The organism is Pseudomonas silensiensis (assembly GCF_050434865.1).
In the GTDB taxonomy this organism is placed as follows: Bacteria; Pseudomonadota; Gammaproteobacteria; order Pseudomonadales; family Pseudomonadaceae; genus Aquipseudomonas; species Aquipseudomonas fluorescens_W.
On sequence record NZ_JBNDJH010000015.1, the window covers coordinates 31,279 to 43,518 of the forward strand.

10 protein-coding genes are annotated in these 12,240 nt (G+C 59.2%); 6 read left to right on the forward strand and 4 right to left on the reverse strand.

The genetic code is table 11. The features are described 5' to 3' along the window. Position 1 precedes the first annotated feature (1 nt). Positions 2-610: a MiaE family protein gene (locus QF010_RS20950; RefSeq protein WP_123364372.1), complete on the reverse strand. Its 609-nt coding sequence runs from the start codon at positions 608-610 to the stop codon at positions 2-4. 160 nt (positions 611-770) lie between these two features. Here QF010_RS20950 and QF010_RS20955 point away from each other — a divergent pair, with 160 nt between their 5' ends. Further along, entirely contained in the window at positions 771-1,634 is an 864-nt protein-coding gene (locus QF010_RS20955) for a universal stress protein (RefSeq protein WP_429533853.1), read from the forward strand. A gap of 154 nt (positions 1,635-1,788) precedes the next feature. On the opposite strand, the gene QF010_RS20960 is transcribed toward QF010_RS20955, so the two are convergent. Beyond that, on the reverse strand, positions 1,789-2,259 hold the full coding sequence (locus QF010_RS20960) for a DUF1289 domain-containing protein (protein WP_033054572.1): 471 nt from the start codon (positions 2,257-2,259) through the stop codon (positions 1,789-1,791). A gap of 408 nt (positions 2,260-2,667) precedes the next feature. Between QF010_RS20960 and acnB the strand changes: the two genes are divergently transcribed. Beyond that, complete coding sequence (gene acnB / locus QF010_RS20965) at positions 2,668-5,277, forward strand: bifunctional aconitate hydratase 2/2-methylisocitrate dehydratase (protein WP_429513063.1); 2,610 nt, start codon at positions 2,668-2,670, stop codon at positions 5,275-5,277. A gap of 109 nt (positions 5,278-5,386) precedes the next feature. Here acnB and QF010_RS20970 read toward each other — a convergent pair whose 3' ends face one another. Both QF010_RS20970 and QF010_RS20975 read right to left on the reverse strand, forming a co-directional pair. Continuing rightward, positions 5,387-7,048, reverse strand: a complete 1,662-nt coding sequence (locus QF010_RS20970) for a SulP family inorganic anion transporter (protein WP_429533854.1) — start codon at positions 7,046-7,048, stop codon at positions 5,387-5,389. 193 nt (positions 7,049-7,241) lie between these two features. Continuing rightward, positions 7,242-8,522: a serine/threonine transporter gene (locus QF010_RS20975; RefSeq protein WP_033054568.1), complete on the reverse strand. Its 1,281-nt coding sequence runs from the start codon at positions 8,520-8,522 to the stop codon at positions 7,242-7,244. Between the two features lie 270 nt (positions 8,523-8,792). On the opposite strand from QF010_RS20975, the gene QF010_RS20980 reads away from it, so the two are divergent. The 4 genes from QF010_RS20980 (at position 8,793) to QF010_RS20995 (ending at position 12,234) form a co-directional block, all read left to right on the forward strand. Then, positions 8,793-9,176 carry a tautomerase family protein gene (locus QF010_RS20980; protein ID WP_033054567.1) on the forward strand — a complete coding sequence of 128 codons (384 nt, stop codon included), beginning with the start codon at positions 8,793-8,795 and terminating at the stop codon, positions 9,174-9,176. 31 nt (positions 9,177-9,207) lie between these two features. Continuing rightward, on the forward strand, positions 9,208-9,804 hold the full coding sequence (locus tag QF010_RS20985; RefSeq protein WP_429510162.1) for a TetR/AcrR family transcriptional regulator: 597 nt from the start codon (positions 9,208-9,210) through the stop codon (positions 9,802-9,804). A 258-nt stretch (positions 9,805-10,062) separates the two neighbouring features. After that, positions 10,063-11,022, forward strand: coding sequence for a 2-hydroxyacid dehydrogenase (locus QF010_RS20990; RefSeq protein WP_033054564.1), 960 nt, complete (start codon positions 10,063-10,065; stop codon positions 11,020-11,022). A 144-nt stretch (positions 11,023-11,166) separates the two neighbouring features. Next, the gene (locus tag QF010_RS20995; RefSeq protein ID WP_429533855.1) at positions 11,167-12,234 is read left to right on the forward strand and encodes a phosphotransferase family protein; all 1,068 of its coding nucleotides are present in this window, start codon (positions 11,167-11,169) and stop codon (positions 12,232-12,234) included. Positions 12,235-12,240 lie beyond the last annotated feature (6 nt).

The window sequence follows — 12,240 nt, forward strand, 5'->3', positions numbered from 1 at the left end:
GTCAGGCCGCTGCTGGCACACCGCTGTGGAAACGAAACTCCACGTCCGGTGATTCGATCAGCTCCTGCTCGGCAGCGCGGACCTTGTCGATCACCTGGGCGATATCCTTGGCGTCACCGTACTGGTAGGCCAGTTTCAAGTAACCCTGGAAATGCCGGGCCTCGCTCTTCAGCAGGCCGAAGTAGAACTTGCCCAGCTCTTCGTCCAGATGCGGCACCAGCGCTTCGAAACGCTCGCAGCTACGGGCTTCGATAAAGGCGCCGACCACCAGGGTGTCCACCAGTTTGACCGGCTCGTGGCTGCGCACCACTTTGCGCAGGCCCGAGGCGTAGCGCCCGGCGGACAGCTGACGCAGCCCGATCTTGCGCTTTTTCATCAGGCGCATGACCTGTTCGTGGTGCACCAGCTCTTCCCGGGCCAGACGCGACATCAGGTTGATCAGATCGACGTGGGAGTGATACTTGGCGATCAGGCTCAACGCGGTACTGGCGGCCTTGAATTCACAGTTTTTGTGATCGATCAGCAGGGTTTCCTGATCGGCCAGCGCGGCTTGAACCCAGCCATCGGGGGTGCGGCAGCCGAGGAACTCGTGAATTTCGGGAAGGATCATGGGGCTCACGGATAAGAGGTTCAAAATCGAAGGGCGCCGATTATACCGGCCTGCCGGCAGACCACCAGTCGCGACCGTTGATATACATCAAGTCCCGAAAGGCCAACCAGCAACTATAGTTGTCCAACGCAGTATTTTTTACTTCATGGAGATCCCGATCATGCAAGCCATTCGCAGCATTCTGGTGGTCCTCGAACCTGAACACTCGGAAAGCCTGGCGCTCAAACGGGCCAAGCTGATTGCTGGCGTGACCCAGGCTCATCTGCATCTGCTGGTCTGCGACCGCAAGCATGACCACAGCGGCATGTTGGGCGTGCTCAAGGCCGCGCTGATCGAGGACGGCTACAGCGTCACCACCGAGCAGGCGTGGAACGAAAGCCTGCACGAAACCATCGTCGATGTGCAGCAGGCTGAAGGCTGCGGACTGGTGATCAAGCAGCATTACCCCGACAGTCCGCTGAAAAAAGCCCTGCTGACCCCGGCGGACTGGAAACTGCTGCGTTACTGCCCGACGCCGGTGCTGCTGGTCAAAACGTCGAAACCCTGGACTGGCGGGGTCATTCTGGCGGCGATCGATGTCGGCAGTACCGATGGTGAACACCGCACCTTGCACGCTTGTATTGTCGATCACGGTTACGACATCGCCAGCCTGGCCAAGGCCCATTTGCACGTGGTCAGTGCCCATCCGTCGCCGATGCTGTCGGCGGCCGACCCGACGTTGCAGCTCAGCGAAACCATCGAGGCGCGCTATCGCGAACAGTGCAAGGCGTTTCAGGCCGAGTTCGACATTGATGACGAGCACCTGCATATCGAGGAAGGTCCGGCGGATGTGTTGATTCCGTTCATGGTCCACAAGCTGCAAGCGGCGGTGACGGTCATCGGTACCGTGGCGCGGTCCGGGTTGTCAGGGGCGTTGATCGGGAATACGGCGGAGGTGGTGCTGGATGCGGTGGAGAGCGATGTGCTGGTGCTGAAGCCGGATGCGATCATGGATCATCTGGAGGAGATCGTGACTCAGCATTGAGGCTTACCAAGCACTTGTGGCGAGGGAGCTTGCTCCCGTTGGATTGCGAAGCGACCCCAAATCTGCCGGCACGGCGTTTCAGACAACATTCGTTGGCCGATTTGCGACTGCTGCGCAGTCGAGCGGGAGCAAGCTCCCTCGCCACAGGTCAGGTTTAGCCGCCGAAGGCATCCCGGAGAAAGCCCGGGGCAATGTAGCGCTGGTAATGCGCCTCGGAGAGCAAAAAGAACTCCCGATCAATGGCATCCCGCAGTTCCGGCAGGTTCCAGTCGCGAAACTCCGGCATCAGCACCATCCCGTAGGCTTCCAGGTTGTTGATGACCCGCGCGCCCCGCGCAATCAACTGATACGCCCAGCAATACTCCGACTGATGCGGCACAAAGCGGATTTTGCGCTGTTCCAGTTGCAGACGCAGGCGCTGGGGATCGAAAACCTCCAGCTTGCTGGCCATCACTTGGGACAGCAGCAGCTCAAGACGCAGCCACACCGCGCGTTTTTCCTCCTCGTTGTAACCATTCCAGTTGATCACTTCATGGTGAAAACGCTTGCAGCCACGGCACACCAAATCACCGTAAACAGTGGAGCAGAGGCCGACGCAGGGGGTCTTGATGGTCTGATTGGGCATAGGTTGGGAAAGCACGGGAAAGCAGAACAGGTCGGCATGTTAGCCCTTTGTCTAACATTCATCACCCCTCAAAGTTCAGAGCCTAACTTACCTTTCCATTTTTTTTGCCGTAGAATCAGCCAGCCTTTTAAGGCGCCAATGTCCGTTAGAAGCTGTTTTCAAAGCGTCACGAGCACAGTCGTTCCTTCAGAGCGGTGTTGGCGAAGGGTTTTTCCAGCGGGGAAAAGCCCAACGCCAACCCTCATCAGCTCCCCGTTCTGCAGGCGTAAAACTTTGAAAGCAGCTTCTGTAAGGAATTGTCGGTAATTCTGGCTAAGTGGCCCACAACGCCACGCAGCGCATGAGTACGGCAATTTCGGGATGAGCGTCCCGGACACCCAGATGGGACCACTGATGAGGGTAATAACTGTGCTTGAAGCCTACCGCAAACATATCGAAGAGCGTGCAGCACTGGGTATCGTTCCCCAGCCGTTAAACGCCGAACAAACTGCAGGCCTGGTCGAGCTGCTGAAGAATCCCCCGGCTGGCGAAGAAGCTTTCCTCGTTGACCTGATCACCAATCGCATTCCACCAGGTGTGGACGAAGCAGCCTATGTAAAGGCCGGCTTCCTGTCTGCCCTCGCCAAAGGCGAAGCAAAATCCCCTCTGATCGACAAGAAACGCGCTGTTGAACTGCTCGGCACCATGCAGGGCGGCTACAACATCGTGACGCTGGTCAATCTGCTGGACGACGCCGAACTGGCGCCAGTCGCTGCCAAAGAACTCAAGCACACCCTGCTGATGTTCGACGCTTTCCACGACGTCGCTGAAAAAGCCAAGAACGGCAACGTTCACGCTAAAGGCGTGCTGCAATCCTGGGCTGACGGCGAGTGGTTCAAGAACCGCCCTGTCCTGGCCGACAAGATCAGCCTGCGCGTGTTCAAGGTCACTGGCGAAACCAACACCGACGACCTGTCCCCTGCTCCTGATGCCTGGTCCCGCCCGGACATCCCGCTGCACGCCCTCGCCATGCTGAAAATGGCCCGTGAAGGCATCGTGCCTGACGCCCAGGGCGTCACCGGTCCGATGAAGCAGATCGAAGAAATGCGCAACGCCGGCTTCCCGATCGCCTACGTCGGCGACGTGGTGGGTACCGGTTCCTCGCGTAAATCCGCCACCAACTCGGTGCTGTGGTTCTTCGGCGACGACGTTCCTTACGTGCCGAACAAGCGTGCCGGCGGTTTCTGCTTCGGCAGCAAAATCGCTCCGATCTTCTACAACACCATGGAAGATGCTGGCGCACTGCCAATCGAATTCGACGTGACCAACATGCACATGGGCGACGTGATCGACCTGTACCCGCATGCTGGCAAAGTCTGCAAACACGGCACTGACGAAGTCCTGACCACCTTCGAAATGAAGACCCCGGTGCTGTTGGACGAAGTTCGTGCTGGCGGCCGTATCCCGCTGATCATCGGCCGCGGCCTGACCGACAAGGCTCGTGCCGAATTGGGCCTGGGCCCTACCGACCTGTTCAAACTGCCTGAAGCACCTGTCGACACCGGCAAGGGCTTCACCCTGGCACAGAAAATGGTCGGCAAGGCTTGCGGCCTGCCAGAAGGCAAAGGCGTTCGTCCAGGTACTTACTGCGAACCGAAAATGACCACCGTCGGCTCTCAGGACACCACCGGTCCTATGACCCGTGACGAACTGAAAGACCTGGCGTGCCTGGGCTTCTCGACCGATCTGGTGATGCAGTCCTTCTGCCACACCGCGGCTTACCCTAAGCCGATCGACGTGACCACCCACCACACCCTGCCAGACTTCATCATGACCCGCGGCGGCGTTTCCCTGCGTCCGGGCGACGGCATCATCCACAGCTGGCTGAACCGTATGCTGCTGCCGGACACCGTCGGTACCGGTGGTGACTCGCACACCCGTTTCCCGATGGGTATTTCGTTCCCGGCCGGTTCCGGTCTGGTAGCGTTTGCCGCAGCCACTGGCGTTATGCCGCTGGACATGCCGGAATCGATCCTGGTGCGCTTCAAAGGCAAAATGCAACCGGGCGTCACCCTGCGTGACCTGGTTCACGCCATTCCTTACTTCGCGATTCAGGCTGGCCTGCTGACCGTCGAGAAGAAAGGCAAGAAAAACGCCTTCTCCGGCCGCATCCTGGAAATCGAAGGCCTGGACAACCTGAGCATCGAGCAAGCTTTCGAGCTGTCCGACGCCTCGGCCGAACGTTCGGCTGCCGGTTGCACCATCAAGCTGTCGAAAGAGTCGATCACCGAGTACCTGAGCTCCAACGTCACCCTGCTGCGCTGGATGATCGGCGAAGGCTACGGCGATGCACGTACTCTGGAACGTCGTGCTCAAGCGATGGAAGCCTGGATCGCCAACCCTGAGTTGATGGTTGCCGATGCTGACGCCGAATACGCTGAAATCATCGAAATCGACCTGGCCGACATCAAAGAGCCTGTGCTCTGCGCGCCAAACGATCCGGACGACGCCCGTCTGCTGTCCAGCGTTGCTGGCGAGAAGATCGACGAAGTGTTCATCGGTTCGTGCATGACCAACATCGGTCACTTCCGCGCTGCCGGCAAGTTGCTGGAACAGGTCAAAGGTCAGCTTCCAACCCGTCTGTGGCTGTCGCCGCCGACCAAAATGGACGCTCACCAGCTGACCGAAGAAGGCTACTACGGCATCTACGGCAAGGCCGGCGCTCGCATGGAAATGCCGGGTTGCTCGCTGTGCATGGGTAACCAGGCACGTGTAGAGCCGAACTCGACTGTTGTGTCGACGTCGACCCGTAACTTCCCGAACCGTCTGGGTGACGGCGCTAACGTCTACCTGGCTTCGGCCGAGCTGGCGTCTGTTGCTTCCATCCTGGGTCGCCTGCCGACCGTCGAGGAGTACATGGAATACGCTGGCAAGATCGACAGCATGGCGGCCGATGTTTACCGCTACCTGTCCTTCGACCAGATCGCCGAGTTCCGTGAAGCTGCTGCGAACGCCAACATCCCGGTCGTTCAAGCCTAACGCTGCAACGCAATAAAAAACGCCGCCCATCGTGAGATGAGCGGCGTTTTTTTATGCCTGCAAGGTTTGCACAAACCCCTGTGGGAGCGAGCCTGCTCGCTCCCACAGGTTATGCGGATGACTTGAGTGCTTGTTGCACTGCGCCGTCGACACTCAAATCACTGAAAATAACCTGTTCGCGCTCCTGCGCCGGCAACTTCGACAGAACGGCCTGAGCCTCGTGCTTGAGCCGCGCCAGAATCAGCAATTTGCCTTCGGCACGCACCTGCAAAAAGAAGGTTTCCAGCGCTTCAATGCTGGTGCCATCCAGGTTGGGAGACTCTTCCAGACTGAGAATAATCGTATGAACCGGCGTTAACGCGTGGCGGGCCAGATGCAATGCACCGCCGAGAATGCGCTCCACGTTCGCGAAAAACAGCGCCTCGCTCGGCCTGACGATCAGTACACCAGGTATCTCGCTGGCCTGGGGATGGCGTTGCAGATCGACAAAATCATGACCGCTACCTATCTGCCCCAGCACCTGAATATCCGCCGATGACATCTGTTTCAACATCAGGACCACACTGATCACCACCGCCACCAACAGACCGTCCAGTACCCCTAGTACCAGCACCGCAGCCACCGCGCAAATCACCAGCAGACGATCGCGACGCCAGACGAAATACCGGCCCAAGGGCTGCAGGCTCAAGCCTCGCGCCAATGCGTGAATGACAATGGCCGCCAGCACTGGCTCAGGGGTCAGGGCAACCCAAGGCAACACCGTCAAGACGATGAGCAACACCACCCCCGCCGCTACCGCGCCCGCCAGACGCGAGCCGGCACCCGCCGCCTCATTGGCCGACGTCGCAGAGTAACCAGCGCCTGCCGGCATGCCATGGAACAGGCCCGACAGCAGATTGGCCGCACCGAGAGCCAGCAGATCGCGGTTCGAGGACACACGGTCGCCGTGCTTGAGCGCAAACGAGGTGATCGACCCATAAGACTCGGCATACAGAATCATCACCATGGCAAACGCCAGTTCGCCCAGGCGCAACCAGTCGCTAAACGGCAACACGGGAAGGCGCGGCACTTCCAGGCTCAGATCAATCACGCCGATCAGTTTCACCCCATAAGCGGGCAAGTTCAGCCATTGGCCGGCCGCGATGCCGAGCGCCACCACCAGCAAACCTCCCGGCAAACGCCTGACCCGCGCGCACAGCCACAACACCAGCAAGGACACGGCCGCCACAAGGGCGCCAACCCGGTTCCACTGTGGTAACTGCTCAAGCAGTTGCGGCACGAAACGGATCAGGTTGCCGCTGCTCAAGTGCACATCAACGATGCTCGCTACTTGCTTGAGGATGATCGTCACGGCGAGGCCGAAGGCAAAGCCTCTCAGCACCGGTTTGGCAATAAACGACGTCACGCTGCCGAGTTTGAACAATCCGGCCAGCAGAAAAAATCCACCCGTCACCAGCACCAGACCGATCGCCAGGGTCATGCGCAGGCCCGAGTCACCATTGGCCAACGTGGCTGTGGCGGCGGCCAGTACCGCCGCCGAAGACGACGTAGCAGAAACGATGGCAAAACGACTGGTGCCGAACAACCCGTAGCACAGCAGGCCGGCAAATAGCGCAATCACGCCCGCCTGTGGCGGCAATGCAGCAATGCTTGAATAGGCGACCGCCTCGGGCAACAACAAGCCGGCAATCGACAACCCGGCCATTACGTCCAGCCAGCGGTTTGGCCTGTCGGCACGGGGTTGCGCCGATGCGCCGTGGGCAAGAGCCATGAAGCGTCTCCAGAGAAAGATAGACTGGCCGGGGAAAGTCCTCGGCAAACGCTCTACGACGCGCTAATGCAGTCGCAAGCTTAGTCGCTAATCCCCACGGGATGTGTGTTCTGGGTCAGGTGCCGAGCTTTACGCCAGGCAAAAAAACGGCCGCACTGTGCGGCATGCACAGTGCGGCCGTTTTTTCACCCAATCAGGCAGTCAGCGAATAGATCAACGCCGAGATCGCCACCAGGCCCACCGCCGTCACGAAGACGTTGGAAGCCTGCCCGCGATAACGCGCCATGGCTGGAACCTTGCGGATCGCGTACATCGGCATCAGGAACAGGATCGCGGCGATGATCGGGCCACCGAGGGTTTCGATCATCCCGAGAATGCTCGGGTTCAACGTGGCAACGATCCAGCAGACCACCAGCATGAAGGCGGCAGTCATGCGATCCAGGGTCTTCGGTGCCGGGCGTTTGCCGCTCTTCACGATCAGACCTTTAAGACCTTCGCTGGCGCCGATGTAGTGGCCCAGGAATGACTTGGAAATGGCCACGAACGCAATCAACGGTGCCGCGAAGGCGATGGTCGGGTTGCTGAAGTGGTTGGCCAGGTACGACAGGATCGACAGGTTCTGCGCCTTGGCTTCAGCCAATTGCGCTGGCGACAGGGTCAGCACGCAACTGAACACGAAGAACAGCACCATCACCACCATCAAGGCGTGGGCGCGGGACAGGATCTGCGAGCTGCGTTCTTCGGCGTGATCGCCATAACGACGCTTCTGGTCCACCGCGAACGCCGAGATGATCGGCGAATGGTTGAACGAGAACACCATCACCGGAATCGCCAGCCACAGCGTGTGCAGCAGTGCCGACGGTTCTGGCAGCGTCGACGCGGTGGCGAGAATGCCGCCGTTCCAGTGAGGAATCAGGAACACCGCGAGGAACAGCAGCGCAACAATGAACGGATACACCATCAGGCTCATGGCCTTGACGATCGCTTGCTCGCCGCAACGTACCACCGCCAACAGGCCAAGGATCAGCACCAACGACAGCACGGCGCGCGGTGGCGGCATGATGTGCAGTTGATGCTCGAGGAAACTGCCCACGGTGTTGGTCAGGGCCACACTGTAGATCAACAGGATCGGGAAGATCGCGAAGAAGTACAGCAAGGTGATCAGCGCGCCAGCCTTGATCCCGAAGTGCTCTTCCACGACTTCAGTGATGTCCGCGCCTTCGCGTCCGGACAACACAAAACGTGTCAGGCCACGGTGTGCGTAAAACGTCATAGGGAACGCCAGCACCGCCAGGACCAGCAACGGCCAGAAGCCGCCCAGGCCCGCGTTGATCGGCAAAAACAGCGTGCCAGCCCCGATGGCCGTGCCAAACAGGCCCAGCATCCAGGTGGTGTCATGGCGATTCCAGCTCTCAAGCGTCGCTGGTGCCGCCGATACATAGCGTTCGTCGACGCTATTGGCCTGATCATTCATCCGGTGGGATCTCCGCATTCCGGTCAGTTGCTACCCGGTCAGGACGAGTCGGAAAAATCCGACAGGCAGCGCCCTGGCCGAAACAGGGGCGCGATTGTCCGGGATTAATGAGCAGAAGCAAAGACTTAGCTGAGGAGTGGTTGTGCGGATCAGATCCATTGGCACCTTTTATTAAATAGATGTTTGAAAAAATCTATTCAATAAAGGATTGCCGTCATGTAATTTCGATCCCGACAGCTTGACCGGCAACCCTAATTTCGGAGCCCTCTCATGCCACTCGTTCGCGTCGACATCAAAAAGCATCAAGACCCTACTTTTGCCAAACGTGCCGGGCAATTGATCTACGCCGCCATGCACAGCGCCATTGGCGTGCCGGAGAACGATAACTTCCAGATTCTTGCCGAGCACGATGAACAGCATTTCATCTTTGATCCCGGCTATCTGGGCATCAATCGCACCGACAATCTGGTGGTGATTCAGATCACCCTGAGCGAAGGCCGCACCCTCGAGCAGAAAAAACTGCTCTACAAAACCATTGCCGAGAGCCTTAACGCGGAACTGGCGGTGCGCCTGGAAGATGTGTTCATCAATCTGGTGGAGGTCAAGAAAGAGAACTGGTCGTTTGGCAACGGCATCGCTCAATACGCCCTCTGATTTCTACCTTTTGTATTCCTGTGAGCCGCCAATGCCCCGAGTCTCCCGCAAACAAGCCGAACTCAACCGCGAGATCATCGTCGAGGCCGCCACGCGTCTGTTTCGCGAACGCGGCTTGCACGGGATCAGTGTCGTCGATGTGATGGGCGCAGCCGGCCTCACCCATGGCGGGTTCTACGGTCACTTCGAATCCAAGGAAGCGCTGGCGCAAGAGGCGTGCAGCCGGGCGTTCACCCAATCGATGGAGCGCTGGAAGCAGAAAATAGAGGATAACGACGACAGCCTCTCGGCCCGCGAACGCATCATCGCGCCCTACCTGTCCGCGGCCAATCGCGATAATCCGGGCGAAAGCTGCCCGGTGACCGCGTTTGCCGGCGACATGTGTCATGAAACAGCTGAAAGCGGATTGCACCAGACCTACACCCAAGGGCTGGAGGCTTTGTTGCAGATGCTGGCACCACTGATGGGCGCGGATCAGCCCGGCACCAATCGGCAAAAAGCGCTGGTGGACTATTCGCTGATGGTCGGCGCCCTGACCCTGGCCCGTGCGACCCGGGGTGACGCTTTGTCCGATGAAATACTCGACGCAGCGCGGACGTTTCTCACCTCGGAAACGGCCGTTAAATAAACACAGCGCAGTGAACTCAAGGCCCCGCCAGCAATGGACGGGGCCTTGTCGTTTCTGCCGTCCATTCGGCACTTTTCGTACGCCCCCCAAGAAAAAGGTGTTGCACACCGTGGATAGGTAAGCGCTCCTACACTGAGGTCGAAAGCCACAAGCCTGCTATCTTTGGTAAATGCCAAACCGTTGCGGAATCAGCTATTTGAAGCAACGTTTTGAAGCAACTTTCGAGCCCCGATTTACTGATGCCCTCAGGAGCCCAGCATGCCCGCAACCGTTCTGGTACTGGTCGAAACCATCAATGATTACCTGCCGATTCTTGAACATCAGGGTTTTCACCTGATTCTGGCTCCCACACCTGCCGAGCGCGCCGATGCCATTAAACGCCATGGCGCGCAGATCGATGCGGTGCTGACCCGCGGCCCATTGGGCCTGTATGCCGACGAAATAGCCGCCCTGCCCAATCTCAAGATCATCTGCGTGATCGGCGCCGGCTACGAACACGTCGACCTGCAAGCCGCCGCCAACCGGGGCATTACGGTCACCAACGGCGCCGGAGTCAATGCCTCTTCAGTCGCCGACCATGCCATGGCGATGCTGCTGTCGCTGGTGCGTGACATTCCCCGTTGCGACGCCGCCGTGCGCCGGGGTGAGTGGCCGAAAATCATGCGCCCTTCCCTGGCGGGCAAGCACTTGGGCATCCTGGGACTCGGTGCGGTCGGAATGGCCATCGCCAAACGCGCCGCCCACGGCTTCGACATGACGGTCAGTTACCACAACCGCCAGCATCGCAGCGATGTGCCGTACAGCTTCCGCTCGACGCCCACCGAGTTGGCACGGGAATCAGACTTTTTGGTCGTCGCCACCCCCGGCGGCCTGGGCACCAAACACCTGATCAACCGACAGGTACTCGACGCCCTGGGCCCAAACGGGTTCATCGTCAACATCGCCCGAGCCAGTGTGATCGTCACCGCAGACCTGATCAGCTCGCTTGAGCAGCGCAGGATTGCCGGCGCTGCGCTGGATGTCTTCGACACAGAACCCCAAGTACCCAATGCCTTCAAGACGTTGGCCAATGTGATCCTCACCCCGCATGTCGCCGGTTTGTCCCCGGAAGCCACTCAAGGCACCGTGGAGCTGGTAGGTCGCAATCTGGTGGCGTTCTTCACCGGCAATCCGGTATTGACCCCGATTGCCCTGCCCTCGTCGACGAGTATGATCTGAGCACCATTCAAACAGGTGTATCAAAAACAATGATTGCCCGGCAACACGCTCGCCTATAAGGGCGTTTCGTGGTTGTGGGTGTCGGGCGTGCGCATTAGATTAGCCAATAGTCTCAGGCCTCCAGAATAAGCAGAAGGGATAAGCATGGCGCTTACTGACCAGTCCACCCGTATCCGCACCGGCGAAGAACTCGATGCCAGCCTGATCGATCCGTACCTCAAGGCCCACATTCCGGGCCTGAGTGGTTTGCCGCAGATCAGCCAGTTTCCAGGCGGTGCGTCGAACCTCACCTACTTGCTGGAATACCCCGAACAGGAGTTCGTCCTGCGTCGCCCGCCCTTTGGCCACAAGGCCAAGTCCGCCCACGACATGGGCCGCGAATTTCGCATCCTCAATCAGCTTCGTGATGGTTTCCCGTACTGCCCGAAAGCCTACGTGCACTGCACCGACGAATCGGTGATCGGCGCCGAGTTCTACGTGATGGAACGGGTCAAGGGGATCATCCTGCGCTCCGAACTGCCGCCGGAACTGGGGCTGGATTCGGCGAAAACCGAAGCGCTGTGCAAGAGCTTCATCGACAAATTCGTTGAACTGCACCGGGTCGACTACAACGCCTATGGCTTGGGCGACCTCGGCAAACCCGAAGGCTATGTCGCGCGGCAGATCAAAGGCTGGAGCGATCGCTACGAGAAAGCACTGACGCCGGACGCGCCGAAGTGGGAAGCGGTCAAAGCCTGGCTCAACGACAAGATGCCGGCCGATCACCCGACCTCCAGCATCGTCCACAACGATTACCGCTTCGACAACGTGATCCTCGACCCGAACAACCCGATGGACATCATCGGCGTGCTCGACTGGGAACTGACCACCCTGGGCGACCCGCTGATGGACCTGGGCAACACCCTCGCCTACTGGATCGAAGCCGCCGACCCGGCTCCGGTGCAAATGATGCGCCGCCAACCGAGCCACGCCCCGGGCATGCTGACCCGCCGTGAGTTCGTCGATTACTACGCCGAGCGTTCAGGCATCCAGATTGACAACTTCGACTTCTACTACACCTACGGCCTGTTCCGCCTGGCCGGCATCGTGCAGCAGATCTACTACCGCTTCTTCCATGGTCAGACCCAGGACAAACGCTTCGCGCAGTTCATTCACATGAACAAAATGCTGGAGCAAATGAGCCTGCAAGTCATCCAGAAATCCAGCCTCTGATCACGC